This is a genomic window from Humibacter sp. (genome assembly GCF_035547335.1).
Lineage (GTDB): Bacteria > Actinomycetota > Actinomycetes > Actinomycetales > Microbacteriaceae > Humibacter.
In genome coordinates this window covers 1-21,475 of record NZ_DASZVF010000077.1, presented here as the reverse complement: position 1 = coordinate 21,475, position 21,475 = coordinate 1, and the positions used below count along the sequence as shown (strand labels likewise).

Genomic DNA, 21,475 nt, shown 5'->3' with positions numbered 1-21,475 from the left:
TAGGATCGACGGATGCGCACCCCACCGGACGTACACCGGCCGGCACCCGGAGCTGTCGGCGTCTCCGTCGACGCGGATCGCGGGCGGGAAGAACACGAGCGCGAGGAGACCGCCGCCAGGCTGGCGGTCGTCATCGGACGCATCAACCGGCGCATCCGCGCCGTCGGTGAGGGTCTGAGCCAGGCGCAGCTCTCCGCGCTCTCGAGCACCGTGCGGCACGGACCGCTCCGGCCGGGCGACCTCGCACGGATCGAATCCGTGGCGGCTCCCAGTGCCACCCGCGTGGTGGCCGAACTCGAGTCGAGAGGGCTGATCGAGCGGCAGCCCGATCCCGCCGACGGACGCTCGTGGCTGGTCAGCGCGACGGAAGCGGGGAGGGCCGCCATCCAGAGTGCGCGGGCGGAGCGGGCGAAACGCATCTCGGTGCTGCTGGCCGGGCTCGACCACCACGAGCTGGCCACCGTCGCCGCTGCGCTCGATGCGCTGGAGATCGCGGCCGTGTACGTGCCTCCGCCGGAGAGCTCCGACCGGTAGCGGGCGGAGAGCCGGCCCGACGGCTCGCGGCTGGGCGAAGAGCCGACTGGCGCGGCGACGGGTTCAGGGGCCTTCGTCCTCGTCGATCTCCTCCTCGCGGCCGAAGTCGTCTCCCCCCTCGCGGTCGGAGAAGGCGCGCTCGAACACGTTCTCGCCGCCCAGGCGCTCTTCCACGCGGTCCGGGTCGTCCGCGTCGCCCTCCAGCTCCTCGAGGATGCCGTTGGTCTGATCGAACGGATGCGCGACATCCTGCGCCAGCGCGCCGAGATTCGCGTCCGAGCCGCCGACGCCCTCGCCGCGCACGAAGCGCTCGTCGCCTTCGCCGCCGGCTCCGCCGGACGAACCGCCGGAACCGCTGCTCGTGCTGTCGGTCGCCGGCATGTCGGCCGTTCCGGGCATGTTGAGCACGCGGGCTGCGTCATCCGACGGCGGCCCGCTCGGATCGGGAACCGTCGGCTCGGTCGGCGTCGGTACCGTCGGCTCGGACGGCGACGGCGCGTTCGGCTCCGGAGACGGATCGCCGGGTCCGCCCGGCTGGCTCGGCTGATCTGGCGTGACGTCCGGCTCGGTGGGACCGCCAGGACCGGTCGGCGCGCCGGGCGGAACCGGGCCCCTGGCTGCACCGGGTCCTGAGGATCGCTGTCGGGATCGACATGCCCAGGCGGTGTAGGCAGATCGCTGCCTTCTGGCTTCGATGTGTCAGTCATGGCGCCACGCTCCCCCTTCGCCGGCACAGGTGCCAGGGGTTGACGATCAGCGTGCCAACGCCTGTGCAGTCGGCTACTCCGCGCAGAGTAGCCAGAGTTACTCCTCCCGCTCGATGTCAACGGGCACGGCTCGCCACCAGACTGACGGATGCGAGCCGAAGCGATCGGCCGGGAGGGAGACCACCATGTCATTGCAGAGCCGCAACAGCGGTCCAGAGGGGCTCATCCGGCGATCCCGTGAGGCGCTCTCTGCACTGGCGCTCCAGTTCCTGCTCGGGATGGCCGCCAACCTCATCGGCGGCCCGGAGGAGAACACGGGAGCCGGAGTCGTCGTCGCCGGCATCGTGCTCGCGCTGCACGCCCTGGTCGGGATCGGGCTCATCGTGGTGGCCGTGCGGACCTGGCTGGCCGCCCGAGCCGCTGCAGTGAGCGCGCGGACGGCGCTGTGGGCGTTCGTCGTCATCATCCTCACGTTCCTCGCCGGAGTGGGCACCATGCTCACCGGCAACGACTGGCTGTCGTTCCTCATGTCGGTGGGATTCGTCGCGGCGGCCGCCCTGTACGTCGGTGTCGGGGCGACCGCCCTCGTCACGGGTCGCACATCCGTGGCCCGCTGACGGCACGCCGCCTGCGCCGCAGACGACGAAGCGCCCCGACTCACCGGTTGGGAGTCGGGGCGCTTGCGTTCGGCGTTCGCGCGCCGGCGGTCAACCGACCGGTGCCTCGGTGACGCCGACGACGACATCGCTGATCGCGGCGTCCCCTGCCGCGACATCCTCGAACGCGGCCTCGATCTCGGCCCGGCCCAGCAGCTCCGCCATACGGCGGCGACGCTGACGAGGGATGAGCGTGACGACCGTGCCCGGCTTGCCCGCGCGGCCCGTGCGGCCCGAGCGGTGCAGGTACGTCTTGTACTCGTCGGGGGCGTCGGCCTGGATCACGAGATCGATGTCGTCGACGTGGATGCCGCGAGCGGCGACATCCGTGGCCACGAGCACCGACACGCGACCGTTCGACAGCTTGTCGAGGTTGCGCTGGCGGCGCGACTGGCTCAGGTCGCCGTGCAGCGAGACGGCGGGGATGCCCGCGTCGTCGAGCTGATCCGCGAGCTGCTCGGCGAACGCCCGAGTGCGCGCGAAGATGAGCGTCTTGCCGTCACGGTCGGCGAGCTGCTCGACGATCGCACCCTTCTCGCGGTGCTCGATGACGAACACGCGGTGGTCGATCGTTCCGGACGCCTGGTCCTCGCCTGCGACCTCGTGCACGGCAGGGTCGACCAGGAACTCGTCGACGAGCGATGCGACGCCCGTGTCGAGGGTGGCGGAGAACAGCAGCTTCTGGCCGCCTTCGCTCGTCTTGCGGATGATGCACTGCACCGGCTCGAGGAATCCGAGGTCGCACATGTGGTCGGCCTCGTCGAGCACCGTGATGACCACCTCGCTGAGGTCGAGGTGGCCCTGCTCGATGAGGTCCTCGATGCGTCCGGGCGTGCCGATCACGATGTCGACACCGCGACGCAGGGCTCCCACCTGACGAGCCTGCGGCACGCCGCCGTAGATCTGCGTGGTGAAGAGCCCGACGCTGCGGGCGATCGGCTGCACCGTGCGGTCGATCTGCAGAGCGAGCTCACGCGTCGGCGCCATGATGAGGGCCCGAGGCGCGCGACCCATCGTGCGCTTGCCGTTCGCGCGGCCGGACTCGGCCCACAGCGTCATCAGACGCTCCACGAGCGGCGCCGCGAAGGCGATGGTCTTTCCGCTGCCGGTGCGGCCGCGGCCGAGTACGTCGCGTCCGGTGAGCACCACAGGAATCGTGGCCGCCTGGATCGGGAACGGCGCGGCAGCGCCCAGCTCGCCGAGCGCCCGCACGATGTTGCCACCGAGGCCGAGGTCGGCGAACGTCACGCCGTCCACATCGGATGCCTGGATCGCGTCGGCCTCGAGCCGCTCGAGCACCACGTCGTCGTTCGACGTGCTGCGCGCCTGCGCGTCGCGCGACGGGTAGAAGGAGGAGTCGCGGCGCTCGCGCGGGGCTTCCGACCGGCGGTCGCCGTCGAAACGGCGGGGACGGTCATCGTAGGAGCGGCGCGGACGGTCATCGTCGAACCGCCGCGGACGCTCGTCCTCGAAACGACGCGGACGCTCGTCGCCGAAGCGACGCGGACGCTCGTCGCTGAAGCGACGGGGCCGGTCGGTGTCGGAGCGACGCGCAGGGCGGTCACCGTCGAAGGATCGACGCGGGCCGGCGTCCGACTGCCGACGGGGGCGGTCGTCGTCGAACCTACGCGCCGGACGGTCACCGTAGCGGTCGGCCGAGTCGCGGCGGGGCCGGTCATCGAAGCGACGAGCGGGGCGCTCACCGTCGAACCGGCGCGGGCGGTCGTCGTCGAAGCGGCGGGCGGGACGCTCGTCCCGCAATCCGGCGCGATCCTGACGCGGGCGGTCGTAGCCGCGGTCCGCCGAACGGCCGTACCCGCGCTGGTCGGCACGGTCGGCGCGCTCGAAATCGCGGTCTCGACCGCCGCCGCGGGACTGCGCACCGCGGGGACGCTCGGGTGAGGCGCCCCGCGCCGCGCGCTCTTCAGCGCTCCAGCGGCGCTTCTTCGGAGCATCCGTCGCATCCGCTGCACGGTAACCGCGGTGTCCTTCGCTGCGGCTGCCGGGCTTGAAGCTCGACTTCCTGGCGTAGGAGGGATCGAAGTTCTTCGGCGCGCGGCCGGCTGCTGACTTCTTGTTCTTGGGCATCAGGGATTTTCTGGGTTGTTCTCGGTGTGCATGGCAGAACCCGCGACAGATCGTCGCGTCCTTGCAGAACCTTCGGCGCGCGGCATCGACCGCACTCACCGTGAGGGCCGTTCACATACAGTGGTCATCCGCTGCAGCACACGGCTGCTCATCGGCTGCGAGTGCACCTGCGGAACCGGCCCCTCAGACTTACAAACCCATCCGCGCAAGCCGCGCGGTGTCCAGAGCCGACTGGTCGAGCTTACAGGATTCCCGCTGGCAGCCGGCTGTGCGCGCGTCGCGGGCACTGTCCACCCCGCTTCGAGCGCTCGGCTGAGCCGATTCGCAGCCGGGAGGGCGCTGCGGGGGTTTGCGCGCCGGGCGTTCTCGCCGACGTGATCTACCCTCTAGTCAGACCAGTCCACCCGCAGCCTCGCCGTTCATCGCTTCCGACCCGACCAGCCGGAGCCTGCAGCACAGCCGCTTTCCCGAGAATCCGTCCCGTCCGTGATCACACCGTCTCCGGCGAGCGCCCGCTCGCCACGGGCCCGCCTGCGCTCCGTGCTCATGACCGTGTGCGCGATCGCGGCCGTCGCCGTGCTGGCGATGGTCGGCCTCGCGGTGTTCGCACCACGGGCGCACAGCACGGCGATACGCGCCACACCCGCCGCCGCCGATGCGCGTGGTGCCGCCGCGACCCGAGGGGAAGAGGCGCAGGATGTCCCGGCCGGCGTCGGCATCCTCACGTTCGTTCCGCCAGGCGGCATGCACACGACGCGGAACGTGGGCTACGGCGCAGCGCCGGACGGCACCCCGGTGACTCTCGACGTGTGCTTTCCGGTCAGCAAGGGCAAGAGCAGACCCGCGGTTCTCCTCGTGCACGGCGGCGGCTGGGTCCGGGGCGACAAGGGGACCATCGGCTACCACACGGTGTGCGAGTGGCTGGCGGCGGAAGGCTTCGTGACGTTCTCGGCCGACTACACGCTGGGCGAGCAAGGCAGGTATCCGGTGGCGCCGGCCGAACTCCGCAGGGCGATCGCCTGGATCCGGCAGCCCGCGACCGCAGCGCGGTACGGCGTGGACCCGCAGCGGATCGGCCTCTTCGGCGGCTCGGCGGGCGGCAGTCTCGCTGCCCTGCTGGCCACCGAGGGCTCGGGCCCCACCGACACCGGAACCCGCGTCGCGGCGCTCGTCGACATCTCGGGTCCGGTCGACCTGACGGCGCAGGGCCAGCTGCTCGGGCATCCCGGTCCCGGACTGCAATCCTTCGAGCTCGGCTATCTGGGCTGCACGGCGTTCGAGGGATGCCGGCAGGCGGCCGCCGCGTCGGCGATCACCCACATCGATCCGAGCGACCCGCCCGCGTTCATCCAGGGCTCCGAGTTCGACTTCGTGCCGCACGAACAGGGTGATGCGTTCGCCGCCGCCCTGCGGAAGGCGGGCGTGCACACCACGCTGCGGCTAGTCCCGGGCCGCGCGCACTCCATCGCCCAGCTGGATGCCACCACCCGCACGGCCGTCGCCGCCTTCCTGCACCGCTACCTCGGCTGAAGCGGGCGCCCGAGGAGGCGACGGCCCTGCTCCACCCGCGAGTGGGCGGCCGTCGCTCACCTCGTCGGTCGACGCCCTCTCCTCACCTCGTCAGTTCCGAGGCGCTGTCGTCCGGATCGTCGACGCTCGCGCGGCCGCCCTGCGGTGCGGCGCCCGCGGCTTGCGGCATAGCAGCATGTGCCGCGTCATCCGGGTAGATCATGCGATCGGGATGCCGCAGCGTGCGCTTGGCCCAGGGGTAGTAGATGGCGAACGTGACGACCAGCGCCACGGCCCACGAGATGTCGAGGCCGCCCATCGCCTTCGCTATGGGCCCGGTGTAGAGCGTCTGCGACAGGAACGGGATCTGCACGAGGATGCCGATCACGTAGCTCACGATGGCCACCAGGTTGACCGAGCCGTACCGACCCTTGGGCGTGTACAGCGCGGGGATGTCGACCTTCTCACGCGAGATGAAATAGTAGTCGGTGAGGTTGATGACGCTCCACGGAATGAAGACCGCCAGCAGGAGCAGCACGAAGTTCTTGAAGAAGTTCAGGAAGTCCGCGCTGGCCGCGATGGCGATCAGCACGCTCACCGCGACGAACGCCACGATGATGATGGAGCGCATGCGCTGCGAGATGCTGCGCGTGTTGTTGAAGCCCGTCACCGTGGTGAGCACGGTCATGAAGCCGCCGTAGGAGTTCAGGCAGTTCACGGTGAGTTTGCCGACCAGCACCGTGAGGTAGGTGATGAACGCGGCGACGCCGATGCCGGCGAGCTTGCCGAGGAATCCGACCTGGTTGTCGAGGAACGCGGAGCCGCCCACGAGCGCGATCAGCACACCGAACGACATCGCGATCTGCGTGCCGATCACACTGCCGGAGAACGTGGACCAGAACGTCGACGCCACCGTGGTCTCGCGGGGCAGGTACCGCGAGTAGTCGGCGACGTACGGCGCGTACGTCATCTGCCATCCGGCAGCCAGGGTGACCGCGGTGATGAACGACACCCAGCCGAACGGAGCCGTCAGGAACTTGGCGCCGACGTCGTACTGCACGAAGACCTGCACGATCAGGTACGCGAAGACGATGAAGCCGAGCACCGTCGCGATCCGGCCGAGCGCGTGGATCCACCGGTACCCGAAGATGGCGATCACGGCCGTCAGCACGCCGAAGATGAGGATGCCGACGACGGGCGCGTCCACCCCGATGATGAGGTTCACCGCCTGGCCGGCGAGCACCCCGCTCGTCGAGGCGAAGCCGAGATACATGATGATGACGAGCACGAGCGGAAGAGCGGCTCCGCGCACGCCGAACTGCACCCGGCTGGAGATCATCTGCGGCAGGCCGAGCTGCGGTCCCTGAGCGGAGTGCAGCGCCATGAAGATGCCGCCCAGCACGTTGCCGACGGCGAGGCCGATGATCGCCGAGAGCCCGTTGGCGCCCAGGATGACCGCGAGCGCGCCCGTCACAACCGTCGAGATCTGCATGTTCGCGCCGAACCACAGCGTGAACTGGTTGCGTGGATGCCCGTATCGCTCCGAATCGGGAACCATGTCGATGGTCCGCCGCTCGATCACCGGCGGCGTCGCGGTCGAGAGGACGGCCGTCGCCGGACCTCCGGAGAGGGACCCGTCTGGTGCCGGTCCTGTCGCTGGGCGCTGTGTCATCGTCGACTCCTTGATGGCGGCGTCGCGGGCGGAATGCCAGACGGGTGAAACGCCGCGGTGCGGTAACGCTATGACCGTCAGGACGACGGCATGAGCGCTCGGACGAGGTTCGCGTCTGCTATACCGGACACCGCGGCCGCAGACCGGCGGCTCAGCAGGACACTCAGTCGGACGCCCGGGCGGCGCTCACCTCGCGGGCGACGGCTCGACGGGCTCCGGTGACGTCGTGGGAGTCGTGGGTGCGATCGGCCGGTCGGGCCGGCCGATGGCGCCACCGGCATCCGGATCTCCGCTCCTGCGCGCCTTGCGCGCCCGCCTCCGGTCCCTGGCACCCTCCACCAGGTTGTACAGCGTGGGCAGCACGACGAGCGTGAGCAGCGTCGACGAGACGAGCCCGCCGATCACCACGATGGCCAGCGGCTGCGAGATGAACCCGCCGTGCCCGGTGAGCCCGACGGCCATCGGCAGCAGCGCGAAGATCGTCGCCAGGGCCGTCATCAGGATGGGGCGCAGACGGCGGGACGCGCCGTGCCGCACGGCATCCGGTACCGACAGTCCTCTCCTGCGGTACTGGTTCACGAGGTCGACGAGCACGATCGCGTTCGTGACGACGATGCCGATCAGCATGAGAACGCCGATGAGGGATGCGACGCCCAGCGGGATGCCCGACGCGATCTGCAGCGCGATCGCCCCTGTCGCGGCAAACGGCACGGAGATGAGCAGCATGAGCGGCTGCCGCAGCGACCTGAAGGTCGCGACCATCACGACGTAGACGATGAGGATGGCCGCGAGCAACGCGATGCCGAGCTGCGCGAACGCGGATCCCTGGCTAGCCGTGACGCCGCCGATGGTGGCGGATGCCCCCTGCGGCAGCTTCGCGTCTGCGAGCGCCTTCGACACCTGCGAGTTGGCCGTCGCGAGGTTGTCCGTGCTCGGTGACGCGGTGACGGTGGCGCTGCGCAGGCCGTGCTCGGTCGTGACGGTCGCGGGCCCGCTGGCCTGCTTGACGTCGGCGAGCGTGCTGAGCGGCTGCGAGCCGCGCGCCGTCACGATGGGCAGGTTCTTCAGCTCGTCGACGCTCATGGGCTGGTTCGCGTTCGCGATGTAGATGTTGAGGGAGCTGTCGTCGATGGCGACGGTTCCCACCTGGGTCGGCTGCATCGCCTGTGAGACCTGACTGCCCACCGCCACCTCGCTCAGGCCGTACTCCGCGGCGGTCGCGCGGTTCACGTCGACGGCGATGTACGGCAGCGAGGCGCTGAGGTTGCTCGTGACCTGGTTCACCGAGCTCAGCTTCTTCACGTTGTCGACGATGGTGTCCGACGCCTTCTGCAGGTCCTGCTGCGTCGAGGCGGTGATGTCGATCTCGATGTCGTCGGATGCGCCGAAGCCGCTGTTCGACGACACCGTGACGTCGCCCGCGGTCTTGAGGTCGTCCACCTGCTTCTTCACAGTCGCCTGCAGCGCATTCTGATCGGCATCCGGATCGGTCGTGATCGAGAACGTGGCTCCGCCCGAGCCGCCCGCGAAGGCATCCCGGAGCGCGCTGCCGCTGGAGCCGATCGAGAGCTGCACCGTCTTGATGCCGTCGATCGAGAGCAGCTTCTTCTCCACGACCTTCGCGGCGTCGTCCTCCGCCTGCAGGCTGGTGCCTGGCGGGAACGTCTGCGACACCGTCAGCGTGTTCTGGCCCGTGGAGCCGAGGAAGTTCGTCTTCATGAGCGGCGTGAGCGCGAGAGTGCCGCCGAGCACGAGCACCGCGATGACGATCGTCACGGCGGAGTGCTTGAGCGTCCAGTTGATGATGGGCAGGTAGCCCTTCTGCAGGCGCGACGGATGCTCGAGCTCGTCGTGACCGCTCGCCACCGCATCCGAGATGGAGAGGTGGCTCGCCTCGTCGGCCTCCCGCTCGGCATCCTGCTCCGTCTTCGCCTTCCTGGGCTTCGGCGGTCTGAGGAACCAGTACGCGAGCACCGGCACGATCGTCAGCGCCACGAGCAACGACGACAGCAGGGCGATCGTCACCGTCACGGCGAACGGCCGGAACAGCTCGCCCGTCACGTCGCCGACGAACGCGATGGGCAGGAACACGGCGACGGTCGTGATGGTGGAGGCCGTGATGGCTCCGGCCACCTCGCGCACGGCATCCAGGATCGTCTTCGCCCGGTCGACGCCGGCGACGAGGTGCCGCTTGATGTTCTCGATCACGACGATGGAGTCATCCACCACGCGCCCGATCGCGATGGTCAGGCCGCCGAGCGTGATGATGTTGAGCGTGTAGCCGCTCGCCCACATGCCGATGAACGTGATCAGTACGGAGGTAGGGATGGAGATCGCCGTGACCAGGGTGGAGCGGATCGACAGCAGGAAGATCAGGATGACGATCACCGCGAACAGCAGTCCGAGCAGGCCCTCCTCGGTGAGCGAGTCGATCGACTGCTCGATGAACGGCGCCTGATCGAACACGACCGTGAACTTCGCGCCGTGACCGAGCTTGTCGCGGAGATCCGGAACGATCTTGTTCACGGCCTTCGACACCTCGACGGTGTTGGCGCTCGGCAGCTTAGTGACGGCGATGGTGAGCGCAGGCTCGCCGTTCACCCGCGAAATCGAGGTGCTCGGGTCATCCGTCAGCTTGACCGAGGCCACCTCGCCGATCGTGTGCGCCGACACGACCTGCGTCGCCGGCGGCTTGGCGCCGGATGCCTGGGCCCCTGAGGCCTGACTCCCGGCGGTCTGCCCTGCGGATGCCTGCCCGCCGGACGCCTGCCCGCCCGCCGCCTGCCCGCCCGCCGACGCCCCCGTGGTGCCTGCACCCGCGCCCGAGGCCGTCGACACGAGCGGCAGCGAGGCGATCTGGTCGACCGACGTGATGGTGGAGCCGGTCTGCACCGACAACGTCTTGTCGTCCTGGGTGATGGAGCCTGCTGGCAGGAGCACGCCGTTCTGGCTCAGCGCGTCTTTGATGGACTGCACGCTCAGGCCCGCGGCCGCGAGCTTGGCGGCATCCGGTGTGATGGTCACGCGCTGACCCACCTGTCCGATGAGCTGCGCGTCGTTGACGCCGTCGACCTTCTTGAGGTCGGGAAGCACGAGCCGCGTGATGTCGTCACCGAGCTGCTTGCCGCTCTCGTCGCTTGTGACGGCGAGTTGGATGACGGGCAGGTCGTCGAAGCTGCCGCTGAGCACCTGCGGGTCGACGTTGTCGGGCAGCGTCGACTTGGTGCGGTTGATGGCCTGATCGAGCTTCTGCTCGGCCGTGGCCAGATTGGTGCCGTACGTGAACTTCGCGGTGATGAGCGACTGGTTCGTGCTGCTCACCGCCGAGGTGCTGTCGAGATCCGGCACGCCCTGGATGGCCGACTCGATGGGAGTGCTGACGTCGTTGTTGACCACCTCAGGGGATGCGCCCGGATAGCTCGTGACGATGGCCAGCTGAGGAAACTCGATCGAAGGCGCGAGCTCCTGCTTGAGGTTGTTCAGCGCTATGCCGCCGAAGACGGCGGCCACGATCGTGACGAGCGCGATGAGAGCACGGTTCTTCATGCTCAGAACGGCAAGCGAGTGCACGCGGAATCCTTTGTGGGAAGTGAGATCGACGGTTGCCCCGCACCCTCGCGCGGACTGTGCAGCACCGGCCAACAGGGGCCGATCGGGCGATTATCGCACTCGACTCTGGGCGGTTGACCCCCGTCAACTATCGGGCAGCGTCGGCGCAGTGCCGGCAGAGTGCCGGCAGCGTGCCGGCACGTGCCCGATGAGCGGCATCCTGCGACCCTGAAGGGATCACCGGCGCCGTCGCCGCGGGGCAGCCAGACGGCCGACGATGCAGTGGACGAGCGTCGGATTCGGCTCAGACGACGGCGGCCAGCATGCCCGGCTCGGAGAGCGGATGCCGCGCCGCGGCCGGCCAAGCGCGAGCCAGTGCCGCGACGGCACGCTCGACCTGGGACTCGGACGCCGTCAGCGGCATGCGGAGGAAGCGCTCGAACGCGCCGTCGATGCCGAACCGGGGGCCTGCTGCGATGAGCAGACCCTCGCTGCGAGCGGCAAGGGCGAGCTGCGAGCTGACGGGTGCGCCGATGTTGACCCAGGCCGCGAGCCCTCCGTTCACGTGCGGAACGGACCAGTCCGGGAACGCGTCGGGCACGATCCGCTCGATCGCCGCCCGTCCGGCCGCGAGCGCCGCACGACGCTCCGCGAGCACGGTGTCGTAGTCCTCGAAGAGCGCAGCGACCACGAGCTGGTCGAGCACGGGCGTTCCGAGGTCCATCGTCGCCCGCACGGCATGCAGGCGACGGATGGTGGCGCGCTCCGCCCGCACCCAGCCCACGCGGAGCCCGCCCCACATGGTCTTGCTCGCGGATCCGATCGTGATGACGTGCGATCCCGGCGCGGCGGCCAGCGGCGGAAACGTCTGACGACGGTCGATGTCGAGCTCGGCGGGAGTCTCGTCGGCGATCACGATCGTGCCCTGGGCCGCTGCCGCTTCCAGCAGCCGGCGGCGCACGGATGCCGTCATCGAGCGGCCCGTCGGGTTCTGGAAGTCGGGCATCACGTAGGCGATGGACGGGCTGGTGCGGCGCAGCACCGACTCGTACGTCTCCATGTCCCAGCCATGCCGCGACTCGACGGAGACCGAGGTGGTCACGATGCGCGCCCCCGCTGCTCCGATCGCGTCGTACGCGTGCGGATACGTCGGCACCTCGATGAGAACTCGATCGCCCCGACTCACGAGAGCACGCGCGATCAGCGCGATGGCCTGCTGCGCTCCGACCGTCACCAGCACTTCGTCGGGGTCGGTCGCGAGCCCGCGCTCCGTGTAGCGGCGAGCGATCGCCTCCCGCAGCACCGGCAGACCCACCGTGTCGTAGCCGGAGTCCAGCAGCAGCGGCGCGACCTGCTCGGATGCCAGGCGAACGGCATCCTGCATCATCGACGGCGCGGGCAGCGCCGCCTTCGTGAAGTCGAGCAGACCGGACCCGACGGGAGCAGGAGATGTTCCGCTCGCCGGGAGCGAGGTCGTCGTTCCCGATCCCTGCCGGCTCACCGCGAATCCCTGCTCGCGCAGTCGTTGATACGCCGCCGTCACGGTGGTGCGACTCACGCCGAGCTGGACGGCGAGGTTGCGCTCGGCGGGCAATCGCGCGCCGGAGAGCAGTCGTCCGTCGATCACGAGCAGCCGGATGCGTTCGGCCAGCGCCTCGTACGACGGCCCGGTGTCGCGCCACTCGCCGAGCAGTTCCAGGAGCGCGCGTGCGCCGATCGACGTCGATGCCATCAGGCCACTTTAGCGCGATTGGCTCTACATCACGAGGCCAATCCTGCGATTGGATACTTCCATGCAGCCAATCCTCGTCTCGGGCATGACCCCGCCGGCAGGCACGGGCGCCGGTGCGCGCGAACCGCTGCGGCTCGCGTCGCGGCCGGCGAGCCCGGCGCGACGACGCATCCAACTGCTCGCGGGCCTCTTCCTCTACGGCATCGCGATCGCGACGATGATGCAGGCCACGATCGGCATCGAGCCGTGGGACGTGCTGGCGCAGGGCATCACCTTGCGCACCGGCATCCCGTTCGGGCTCGTGACGAACCTCGTCGGCGCCGTCGTGCTGCTGTTCTGGATTCCGCTCCGGCAGCGCCCCGGCATCGGAACCGTGCTCAACGTGCTGCTCGTCGGACCCTCGGCGCAGTTCGGACTCTGGGCGATCCCGCAGCCCGACCAGCTGTGGGCGCGCATCCTGCTGTTCGCGGCGGGGCTCGTGCTCATCGCCGTAGCGTCCGGCCTCTACATCGGCGCACATTACGGGCCGGGGCCGCGCGACGGGCTGATGACCGGGCTGACGGCTCGAACGGGCCGCCCGATCTGGCTGGTGCGCACCGGGATCGAAGCCGTCGTGCTTCTCGTGGGATGGCTCCTGGGCGGCAACGTCGGCTGGGGCACGCTCGCCTACGCGCTGTGCATCGGCCCGCTGGTGCACGTCGCCATCCCGCTGTTCGCGTTGCGGCTTCCGGATGCCGCGCCTGCCGCCGACGAGGACGCCCGGCTCATCGAGCCCGACTCCCTCAGTCGCCGACGGGAACCCGCCCACGAGCGCTGGGCGCTGAGCCCTCGCAGCTGACGCCGCACCGAGGGTTGAGCCTGTCGAAACCCGGCGGCCGTACCGCGGCGGGTACCGAGGGCTGAGCCTCAACCGAGGGTTGAGCCTGTCGAAACCCGGCGACCGTGCGGACGCGGTTTCAACAAGCTCAACCGACGGTGATTCGGGTTTCGACAGGCTCAACCGGTGGTACGGCGACGACGCGCGGTGATCACATCCGCTCGGCGTAGACGCGGAAGGCGTCGCGCACGTACTCGGCGCCCTCGGTTCCGCCGTAGTTGGCGGCGAAGCGGTCGTCGCCGACGTACATGTCGCCGTACCCGAGCAGCACTTCGCGGTTGATCGTGAGCCCGGTTGCCGGAGTGGACAGGTTCAACCAGTCCACGTGGCGCTGCACGATCTGCTGCACCCGGTCATCTGCAGGGTCGACGCCGTCGGCGCGAGCCGATGCGTAGTCCGCGGCGATGTCCGTGTGCTGCTGCTGGAACGCCCGCTTCTCCTCGTCGGTCTTGGAGCGCCACCACGCGTCGCTGGACGCGTACGCCTCCTTTCCCCAGCGCTCCTCGACCTCCTGCTTGTACTGCGTGTGATCGAATCCATCGAATGCCTTCTCGGCCATGATCGCCTCTCCCTTCTCCAGTGCGTCGATGGTGGACTCCACGGATGCCGCCTGGCGCGCCAGCCGCTCCTGCTCGCTCTTCAGCCAGCCCAGGTGGTGCCGCAGCGCGGAGGCCTCGTCGGTCTCGCGTTGCAGCACAGCCGCGATGTCGGGCAGACCGAGCCCGAGCTCGCGCAGCAGCAGGATGCGCTGCAGACGCACGAGCGCACGCTCGTCGTAGTAGCGGTATCCGTTGCCGCCGATGCGGCTCGGCTTCAGCAGGCCGATGTCGTCGTAGTGCCGCAGCGTGCGACTCGTCGTTCCGACAAGCCGTGCCAGCTGCTGGATCGACAGCTCGACCGCATCGGCCGTGCCCGCATGGGCGAGCGTCGTGCCGTCTGCTTCCGTGTCATCCCTCATGACCACGACGCTAGACATTGACGCTACGTCAAGGTCAAGCCCGGACGGTGAGCGGACTTCGTCGCCGCCCCGGCAGCCTTCACCGCCGTCCGGATCAGCTTCCTTCGGCAGTCCTGAAGACGGGCCACCGCACCTCGGTGCGCAGGTCGCCGACGCGATCCGTGTCGAGGGGCGAGACGAGGAAGTCCTCGCGGATCGGCCCGGCGACACCTATCGCACGCTGCGCGACGTAGGAACCGAGAGCGCCGTACGTGGTGTCCATGTCGCTGTGCGAGCCCACGTGCAGCATGACGGCGCTGTCCCCTGCGGGCAGCTCGATCCACTCGCCGCTCCGCAGCGGGATGCCGTCGCCTTCGCGATCCCGGACCGGAACGAACGCGGTGACCCGCCCTCGTCCCTCCTCGAAGAGCTCGGGATGGAACAGGGTTCCCGGTGGGCCGTCGACCGTGACCCCCAGCCGACCGATCTCGCTCGTCAACTCGCGCAGCGCCGAGAGCAGCCAGGGACCGGCATCCGCCATGTCCACCTCTCCGTCGATCGCGAGGGCCGGCTGCGCCGTGCTGGTGCGGAACGACACGGCGATCTCGGTGCGTTGCTCGGCGCCCAGCAATCCTCGCAGCGAAGCGACGGCATCGCTCGTCTTCGCCAGCTGCTCCTCCATGCGCTGCAGGTGCGCGGCGATGATGCGGTTACGCGCGGCGACATCCGCGGAGGTGACCACCTCGCGCACCTCGTCGATCGGCATATCGAGAGCCCGGAGCCTCTTCACCACCTGCGCGGTGGGCACCTGGTCCGTGGCGTACCGCCGGTAGCCGGTGTACGGGTCGATGCTCGCCGGCTCGAGCACGCCGACGTCGTGGTAGTAGCGCAGCGCCTTCACGGTGAGGTGCGTCATGCGCGAGAAGTCGCCGATGGAGACCAGGGATCCCGTCACATCCTCGATCCTCGCAGTCCCCTGCGACAGCGACGCCACGGTGAGGCCGCCGATCGCGCGAGGCGCAGACGAGGGGCCCGCCGATGGCCTGGTGCGCGATTCATCCGCTCGGCTCACCGCGACCCCGCCTTCGGGAGCAGCGCGGTGAGCGCGAGCGTCGCCACTGCGATGGCCGCGAGAGGGATGAGGCTGGCAGCGAACGCATCCGCCGCGCCCGAGCTCGCCGCCGCGCCGAAGAACACGGTGCCGACCACCGCAACGCCGATCGATCCCCCGACCTGCTGCATGGTGGACAGCGCGCCCGAGACCACACCGGCCTCGACGGGTGTCGCCGTGGCGAGCACGATGCGGGTGGACGGCGGGATGCTCAGGCCCTGCGCCGCCCCGCACAGCACGAACCCGACGAGAAGCCAGGCGACCTCCGTTCCGGTGAGCGCCACGACGGCGAGCACCGCGAACCCGGCGAGGTTGCACAGCGCGCCGACGACCAGCACGCCGCGGCCGATGCGGACGGCGAGACGCGGCGCGAGCGCCACGGCCGCCAGATAGGGCACCGCGATGCCCAGGAAGATCGTGCCCGACTCCAGCGCCGTGAGACCGCGCGCCACCTGCAGATACATGGTCAGCACGACGAACACGGATGCCTGCCCGCACCAGAAGACCAGCTGCCACAGCATGCCGAAGCGGAAGGCAGGCGTGCGCAGCAGCACCCTCGGGAACAGCGGCTCCCCTCCTCGGCTCTCGAGCCTGCGCTGCTGCACGACGAAGGCGGCCACGAGGAACGGAACGCACGCGAAGCACACCCACACCCACGGCGCCCATTCGGCATCCCTTCCCTCGATGAGCGGAAGCACGAGTGCGACCACCGCGGCCGTCATGAGGATCATGCCGACGAGATCGAGCCGATGCACCGCGCCGCGCGTGGCAGGGATCACGAAGGGGACGAGCACGAGCGCGAGCACACCGATGGGAACGTTGATCGCGAAGATCCCTCGCCACGCGAGGCCGAACGGATCGCCGCCGATGAGCAGACCGCCGATGATCTGGCCGGCCGCGGCGCCGACTCCGAGCACGGCAGCGTACAGGCCGATGGCGCGCGCGCGAGCCGCGCCCTGAAAGAGCGATCCGATCATGGCCAGCACGCTCGTCATGACGAACGCTGTCGACATGCCCTGCACGAGACGTCCGGTGACGAGCACCTGGGGGTCGGGCGCCGCAGCGCACAGCACGGAAGCCGCGGTGAAGGCGCCGATTCCGAACAGGAAAGCGCGACGACGGCCGAAGCGGTCGCCCAGGCGTCCGGCGATCAGGAGACAGGATGCGACGCCGAGCGAGTACGCGGCGACGAGCCATTCCAGGTCCCCGGGGGTGGTATGCAGGTCGGCCTTCATGGACGGCAGAGCGACGTTGACGATGAAGAAGTCGATAGCCGTGATGAACGTGCCGATGAGGAGAGCCGTGAGAGCGCGCCACGGCGGACGGGCCTCGGCGCGAGAGGCGGGCGAGGCCGGCGTGGCCTGGCTCCGCGCGGATCCGGTCGAACCGATGACGGTGTCGTTGGTTGTCATGACACCGTTCTCGAGCCTCCCCTGAGGGGAGAGTCAAGCGGTCAGCGAGCCGATAGGGCGAGAGCCGCGCGCGATCGACGAGCTCCGACGGCGCGCGTCGAACGGGGGGCGAACGCTGGGTCAGGACGGAAGCGCGTCGCCCGGGAATCCGGATGCCTCGTACACCTCGGCTGTGAGCACGCCCGCCGCGACGGCTGGGTCGCCGTTCATGATCGCGGTGGTCTGCTCGTGCGATCCGCCGAAGACGCCGATGCCCGCCAGGTCGCTGTCGCCCCGGACGGGGAGCACGACGGAGAGGATGCCGGCATCCTGCAGCTGCATGTTGCGCCTGCCGTGCTCCCAGATGATGCCGCGAGCACCGGGCGTTCATAGTTCGGACCGTAGCGCAGCAGCACGAGCGAGTACGAGCGGATGCGCGCCAGTCGCGCGCGCATCTCGTCGTCGTCGATCTGTGGAAGCTCGGGCAGTCCCTCCGCGTCGCTCATCGCGTCACCTTTGCCCGCTACGCCCAGAGTCCGACCGGCGTGCCCTCGGGGTCCGCGAAGACGGCGAACGATCCCGCGTCGCCGGGCAGCGGTGTCGGCGGCACGATCGTTCTGCCGCCCAGTTCGGAGGCCCTGTCCAGGCACGCCTGGAGGTCGTCGACACGCACATACACGGTGGTCCGCGGCACGTCGCCCCGCTGCGGCTCGCCGATGCCGCCCGGGATGGCATCCTCGCCTGCTCCCGTGTCGACGATCGAGTAACCGTCTCCGATCGGCTGCGCCGTCCAGTCGAAGAGTCCGCAGTAGAACCGCGTCGCCTTCTCGCTGTCGCGCGCCGTGATCTCGAACATCGCCACCGGCCGTCCCATGATCACTCCTTCCCCCGTTGCTGCCGACGTTAGGCACCCTGCAGGAACCGGTCAAGGTCATCCTCGAGGTCGCCGATCGCTGGTTTCCGTCGCGCCACTTGCGCATCCGCGTAACGCGATATATCGTGTTCTTCGAAGTCACGATATATCTCGAGAGCTTCGGACGCCCGCCCGGCGTCTTACGACATCCGTCGCCCGATCGAGGACGGGGCGATGAGAACAGCAGAAGAAGAAGGGAATGCCCATGGCACAGGAACGCTGGCTCGTGATGCCAGGCGAGACCAAGACCATCGACTTCGAGGTGGTGCGCAAGCTCAAGGTGAGCCTCATCGGCGGCCAGGTGGACGTGATCGGCCACGACGAGCCGACGGCACGCGTCGAGGTGAGCGACGTCTCGGGCAAGGAGCTGAAGATCTCGATCGACGGCGACGTGCTCGAGGTCGACCACCCGCAGTGGCGGTGGGACAACTTCATCGACGCGTTCCGCTCCTGGCGGGGCAAGGCGCGAGCGGATGTCACGATCCTCGTGCCCCGAGACGTGGAGCTGAAGCTCGGCGTGATCTCGGCGACGGCGCTCGTGAGCGGCCTGGTCACCGACGCCAAGCTCAACACCGTCAGCGGTGAGATCACGGCAGACGGCATCGTCGGCGACATCGACCTCAACACCGTCAACGGGGAGCTCACGGCCCGCGACCACCGCGGAGAGGTGACCGCCCACACGGTCTCGGGCGACATCACGGTGTCGGGAAGCGTGCCCAAGTTCAGCGTCGACGGCGTGAGCGCCAACATCTACCTCGATCTGTTCGACGTGCCGTACGAGCTCAACAGCAACACGGTGTCCGGAGACCTCACGCTGCGACTCGACGAGAGCGTCGGCGTGCGCTATCGCCTCAACACGGTCAGCGGCGTCGCCCACCTGGACGGAACCACCATCGTGCGCGGCTCGATGGGCAAGACGTACACGCACCAGACCGGCTCGCTCGACGGGCGCTGGCTCGACATGTCGGCCAGCTCCGTCTCCGGCAACATCTCGGTCGTCCGCCGCCCGGCGGGCACGGGTGCCGGCGCAAGCTCGACGGATGCCTCGAACGGAGCAGCATGACACCGGCGGTCTTCTCGCACGGCAGCCTGCGCCTGTACCTGCTCAGCCTGCTCGCCGAGTCTCCCAGGCACGGATACGAACTGATCCAGGCGCTCAGCGACCGCTTCGGCGGCACGTACAGCCCGAGCGCCGGCACGATCTACCCGCGGCTCGCGAAGCTGGAGGAGGAGGGTCTCGTCACCAAGACCAGCCAGGGCCGCAAGACCGTCTACGCCATCACCGACGCGGGCAGGCGCGAGCTGGAGGCGCGGGCATCCGAGCTCGGCGACATCGAGAACGCGGTCACGGACTCGCTGCGGCGCATGGCCGACGAGGTGCGGGCCGGGGTGAACCAGGCTATGAAGAGCCTGCGGGCCGACCTCGCGGCAGCCGCGCGCGAGGCCAAGCAGGAGGCACGGCAAGGCGCACGGTCGACGGCCTCGGATGCTGCAGGAGACGCGCGCACGGAGTCCCGCCTCGCCCTGCGCGAAGCCGAGATCGTCCTCAACGAGTTCCGTCAGCAGGCGAGGGCGGATCTGCGCCAGGCATCCATGCGCGGCGGAATTCCGGATGGCGCCGTCTCCGGTCTTCGCGACGGTCTCGCCCGCCTTCGCGAGGAGCTGCTGAGCCGCCTCTCGCTCTGAGCGGCATCACCTGCTCGCCCTCGCGGCGCCGGGCCGGACAACCCGCGTCGCGAGGGCCGCTGGACATGCCGGAAGCGACGGAAACCGCTCGTGAACGGGCATTTCTAGGTGCATTCCTAGGGTCGCCCGATACTACGCTGTGCGTTCACCTTGCCTGCCGACGCGCCGACTTGACAGGCATTAGGCAGGTAGTAGTGTCGTCCCTCGTGACTAATGAGGGGAGGGTCCCCGGGCTCGATGGTCGCTCCGCAAAACGGTGGCTGATCGGGGAACCTCTACCCAGCGAACGACTCGAGGGTCAGCTCCTCCCCAAGCACCTCGCACTGCCGATCTTCGCCAGCGATGCGCTCTCCTCCGTCGCCTACGCGCCGCAGGAGCTCATGATGGTGCTCCTGGTCGGCGGCGTGGCGCTGCTCGCGTACTCGCCGTGGATCGCGCTGGCCGTCGTGGTGCTGCTGCTCACGGTCGTCGCATCGTACCGGCAGCTGGTCAAGGCGTACCCGTCCGGCGGGGGCGACTACGAGGTCGCGCACAAGAACCTGGGCGAGAAGGCCGGCCTCATCGTCGCATCCGCCCTGCTCGTCGACTACGTGATGACCGTCGCCGTGTCGGTCGCCAGCGGCGTGGACAACATCATCTCGGCACTGCCCATGCTGAGCGGCTTCCGCGTCGAGCTCGCTGTCGCGTTCGTCGCGCTCATCGCCGCCATGAACCTGCGGGGCGTGCGCGAGGCGAGCAAGGCGTTCGCCATCCCGACCTACGTGTTCATCGGCAGCATCGCCGTGATGATCATCACGGCTCTCGTGCGCGCGGCACTCGGCGCGGCCCCGGTGGCCGAATCGGCGCAGTACGCCGTGCGATCGGAGGGGCTCGCGCAGGCGGCCATCGTGCTGCTGCTTCTTAGAGCGTTCTCCAGCGGATGCTCGGCGCTCACCGGCGTCGAGGCGGTCGCCAACGGGGTTCCCGCGTTCCGCACGCCCAAGATCCGCAACGCCCGCACGACGCTTCTGCTCATGGGCGGCATCGCCGTCTTCCTGTTCGCGGGGCTGATGGTGGTGTCGCTGATCAGCGGGGTGCACTACGCGGAGAATCCGTGCGACCTCATCGGGTGGAAGCAGTGCGGAATGGAGCCGCAGCGCTCGCTCATCGCGCAGCTGGCATCCGCCACATTCGGCAACAACTCGGTGCCGTTCTTCATCGTGCAGGCGGCGACCGCCGTCGTGCTGTTGCTGGCCGCGAACACCGCGTTCAACGGATTCCCGCTGCTGGGCTCCGTGCTCGCCCGCGACTCCTACGCACCCAAGGCGCTCTCCACCCGCGGCGACCGACTGGTGTTCTCCAACGGTGTGATCGCGCTGGCGCTGGCCGCGATCATCCTGCTCGTCATCTACCAGGCCAATCTGACGAACCTGATCCAGCTCTACATCATCGGCGTTTTCGTCTCGTTCACTCTCGGCCAGTCGGGCATGGTCAAGCACTGGATCACCTTGCTCCGGGCTGGCGCACGCGAACGCGTCAGCATCATCCGCTCGCTGTGCATCAACGCGTTCGGCGCGCTGCTGACGTTCAGCGTTCTCGTGGTGGTCACGATCACCAAGTTCACGCACGGCGCGTGGCTGGTGTTCATCATGATGCCCGTGCTGTTCCTGCTCATGATGGGCGTGAACAGGTACTACCGGGATGTCGCCAAAGAGGTCGAGGTCGACCCGACGACCACGTTCGGAGCGAGCGGCGACCACGCGATCGTGCTCGTCGGCAAGATGCAGAAGCCCGTGCTCAAGGCCCTCGACTACGCGATCGCGGCGCGGCACCAGTCGATCGAGGCGGTCCACATCTCGGTCGACGAGGATGCGACCGAGCTGCTGCAGCAGCAGTGGCACGACATGAACATCCATGTGGCGCTCACGATCATCGAGTCGCCGTATCGCGACTTCGGCATCCCGCTCATCAAGTACATCAAGCACCGCCGCGAGGAGCACGGCTCAGAGGTGACCACGGTGTATCTGCCGCAGTACATCGTCGGGCACTGGTGGGAGAGCTTCCTGCACAACCATCGAGCCCGCCGCATCTCGAAGCAGCTCATGATGCTGCACGGTGTGACGATCGCGCTCGT

General features: G+C 69.0%; 17 protein-coding genes. 7 read left to right on the top strand and 10 right to left on the bottom strand.

What is annotated here, in order from left to right:
• Nucleotides 1-12: 12 nt before the first annotated feature.
• The gene (locus VHB92_RS15555; RefSeq protein ID WP_325454679.1) at nucleotides 13-534 is read left to right on the top strand and encodes a MarR family transcriptional regulator; all 522 of its coding nucleotides are present in this window, start codon (nucleotides 13-15) and stop codon (nucleotides 532-534) included.
• Between the two features lie 63 nt (nucleotides 535-597).
• On the opposite strand, the gene VHB92_RS15550 is transcribed toward VHB92_RS15555, so the two are convergent.
• Nucleotides 598-942, bottom strand: coding sequence for a hypothetical protein (locus tag VHB92_RS15550; protein ID WP_325454678.1), 345 nt, complete (start codon nucleotides 940-942; stop codon nucleotides 598-600).
• A gap of 484 nt (nucleotides 943-1,426) precedes the next feature.
• Between VHB92_RS15550 and VHB92_RS15545 the strand changes: the two genes are divergently transcribed.
• On the top strand, nucleotides 1,427-1,858 hold the full coding sequence (locus VHB92_RS15545; protein ID WP_325454677.1) for a hypothetical protein: 432 nt from the start codon (nucleotides 1,427-1,429) through the stop codon (nucleotides 1,856-1,858).
• 90 nt (nucleotides 1,859-1,948) lie between these two features.
• Here the strand turns inward: VHB92_RS15545 and VHB92_RS15540 are convergent, their stop codons facing one another.
• Nucleotides 1,949-3,985: a DEAD/DEAH box helicase gene (locus VHB92_RS15540; RefSeq protein WP_325454676.1), complete on the bottom strand. Its 2,037-nt coding sequence runs from the start codon at nucleotides 3,983-3,985 to the stop codon at nucleotides 1,949-1,951.
• 486 nt (nucleotides 3,986-4,471) lie between these two features.
• On the opposite strand from VHB92_RS15540, the gene VHB92_RS15535 reads away from it, so the two are divergent.
• Nucleotides 4,472-5,515, top strand: coding sequence for an alpha/beta hydrolase (locus VHB92_RS15535; protein WP_325454675.1), 1,044 nt, complete (start codon nucleotides 4,472-4,474; stop codon nucleotides 5,513-5,515).
• A gap of 82 nt (nucleotides 5,516-5,597) precedes the next feature.
• Here the strand turns inward: VHB92_RS15535 and VHB92_RS15530 are convergent, their stop codons facing one another.
• The 3 genes from VHB92_RS15530 to VHB92_RS15520 form a co-directional block, all read right to left on the bottom strand.
• Nucleotides 5,598-7,166, bottom strand: coding sequence for a cytosine permease (locus VHB92_RS15530; RefSeq protein ID WP_325454674.1), 1,569 nt, complete (start codon nucleotides 7,164-7,166; stop codon nucleotides 5,598-5,600).
• Nucleotides 7,167-7,352: 186 nt separating this feature from the next.
• Entirely contained in the window at nucleotides 7,353-10,736 is a 3,384-nt protein-coding gene (locus VHB92_RS15525) for an efflux RND transporter permease subunit (protein WP_325454673.1), read from the bottom strand.
• 283 nt (nucleotides 10,737-11,019) lie between these two features.
• Entirely contained in the window at nucleotides 11,020-12,447 is a 1,428-nt protein-coding gene (locus VHB92_RS15520; protein WP_325454672.1) for a PLP-dependent aminotransferase family protein, read from the bottom strand.
• A 61-nt stretch (nucleotides 12,448-12,508) separates the two neighbouring features.
• Between VHB92_RS15520 and VHB92_RS15515 the strand changes: the two genes are divergently transcribed.
• Nucleotides 12,509-13,285 carry a hypothetical protein gene (locus VHB92_RS15515; RefSeq protein WP_325454671.1) on the top strand — a complete coding sequence of 259 codons (777 nt, stop codon included), beginning with the start codon at nucleotides 12,509-12,511 and terminating at the stop codon, nucleotides 13,283-13,285.
• Nucleotides 13,286-13,475: 190 nt separating this feature from the next.
• Here the strand turns inward: VHB92_RS15515 and VHB92_RS15510 are convergent, their stop codons facing one another.
• The 5 genes from VHB92_RS15510 to VHB92_RS15490 all read right to left on the bottom strand — a co-directional run bounded on the left by VHB92_RS15510 (nucleotide 13,476) and on the right by VHB92_RS15490 (nucleotide 17,637).
• On the bottom strand, nucleotides 13,476-14,282 hold the full coding sequence (locus VHB92_RS15510) for a MerR family transcriptional regulator (RefSeq protein WP_325454670.1): 807 nt from the start codon (nucleotides 14,280-14,282) through the stop codon (nucleotides 13,476-13,478).
• Between the two features lie 94 nt (nucleotides 14,283-14,376).
• The gene (locus VHB92_RS15505; RefSeq protein ID WP_325454669.1) at nucleotides 14,377-15,333 is read right to left on the bottom strand and encodes a MerR family transcriptional regulator; all 957 of its coding nucleotides are present in this window, start codon (nucleotides 15,331-15,333) and stop codon (nucleotides 14,377-14,379) included.
• Nucleotides 15,330-16,784 carry an MFS transporter gene (locus tag VHB92_RS15500; protein ID WP_325454668.1) on the bottom strand — a complete coding sequence of 485 codons (1,455 nt, stop codon included), beginning with the start codon at nucleotides 16,782-16,784 and terminating at the stop codon, nucleotides 15,330-15,332. The genes VHB92_RS15505 and VHB92_RS15500 overlap by 4 nt, the downstream gene beginning before the upstream one ends.
• Nucleotides 16,785-16,904: 120 nt before the next feature.
• Nucleotides 16,905-17,105 (bottom strand): hypothetical protein, encoded by a 201-nt coding sequence (locus VHB92_RS15495; protein ID WP_325454667.1) that lies wholly within the window; start codon nucleotides 17,103-17,105, stop codon nucleotides 16,905-16,907.
• Between the two features lie 181 nt (nucleotides 17,106-17,286).
• Complete coding sequence (locus VHB92_RS15490; RefSeq protein ID WP_325454666.1) at nucleotides 17,287-17,637, bottom strand: VOC family protein; 351 nt, start codon at nucleotides 17,635-17,637, stop codon at nucleotides 17,287-17,289.
• A gap of 244 nt (nucleotides 17,638-17,881) precedes the next feature.
• On the opposite strand from VHB92_RS15490, the gene VHB92_RS15485 reads away from it, so the two are divergent.
• The 3 genes from VHB92_RS15485 to VHB92_RS15475 form a co-directional block, all read left to right on the top strand.
• Entirely contained in the window at nucleotides 17,882-18,739 is an 858-nt protein-coding gene (locus VHB92_RS15485; RefSeq protein ID WP_325454665.1) for a DUF4097 family beta strand repeat-containing protein, read from the top strand.
• Nucleotides 18,736-19,362 carry a PadR family transcriptional regulator gene (locus tag VHB92_RS15480; RefSeq protein WP_325454664.1) on the top strand — a complete coding sequence of 209 codons (627 nt, stop codon included), beginning with the start codon at nucleotides 18,736-18,738 and terminating at the stop codon, nucleotides 19,360-19,362. Before VHB92_RS15485 ends, VHB92_RS15480 begins: the two co-directional genes overlap by 4 nt.
• Nucleotides 19,363-19,568: 206 nt before the next feature.
• On the top strand, nucleotides 19,569-21,475 hold a 1,907-nt coding region (locus VHB92_RS15475; RefSeq protein WP_325454663.1), incomplete at its 3' end, for an APC family permease.

What these genes read in the sequence shown, in the direction of transcription:
- VHB92_RS15555 (WP_325454679.1), top strand. Translation starts at nt 13, where the DNA reads ATGCGCACCCCACCGGACGTACACCGGCCGGCACCCGGAGCTGTCGGC.
- VHB92_RS15545 (WP_325454677.1), top strand. Translation starts at nt 1,427, where the DNA reads ATGTCATTGCAGAGCCGCAACAGCGGTCCAGAGGGGCTCATCCGGCGA.
- VHB92_RS15540 (WP_325454676.1), bottom strand. Translation starts at nt 3,985, where the DNA reads ATGCCCAAGAACAAGAAGTCAGCAGCCGGCCGCGCGCCGAAGAACTTC.
- VHB92_RS15530 (WP_325454674.1), bottom strand. Translation starts at nt 7,166, where the DNA reads ATGACACAGCGCCCAGCGACAGGACCGGCACCAGACGGGTCCCTCTCC.
- VHB92_RS15520 (WP_325454672.1), bottom strand. Translation starts at nt 12,447, where the DNA reads ATGGCATCGACGTCGATCGGCGCACGCGCGCTCCTGGAACTGCTCGGC.
- VHB92_RS15515 (WP_325454671.1), top strand. Translation starts at nt 12,509, where the DNA reads ATGCAGCCAATCCTCGTCTCGGGCATGACCCCGCCGGCAGGCACGGGC.
- VHB92_RS15510 (WP_325454670.1), bottom strand. Translation starts at nt 14,282, where the DNA reads ATGAGGGATGACACGGAAGCAGACGGCACGACGCTCGCCCATGCGGGC.
- VHB92_RS15500 (WP_325454668.1), bottom strand. Translation starts at nt 16,784, where the DNA reads ATGACAACCAACGACACCGTCATCGGTTCGACCGGATCCGCGCGGAGC.
- VHB92_RS15495 (WP_325454667.1), bottom strand. Translation starts at nt 17,105, where the DNA reads ATGCAGCTGCAGGATGCCGGCATCCTCTCCGTCGTGCTCCCCGTCCGG.
- VHB92_RS15490 (WP_325454666.1), bottom strand. Translation starts at nt 17,637, where the DNA reads ATGGGACGGCCGGTGGCGATGTTCGAGATCACGGCGCGCGACAGCGAG.
- VHB92_RS15485 (WP_325454665.1), top strand. Translation starts at nt 17,882, where the DNA reads ATGGCACAGGAACGCTGGCTCGTGATGCCAGGCGAGACCAAGACCATC.
- VHB92_RS15480 (WP_325454664.1), top strand. Translation starts at nt 18,736, where the DNA reads ATGACACCGGCGGTCTTCTCGCACGGCAGCCTGCGCCTGTACCTGCTC.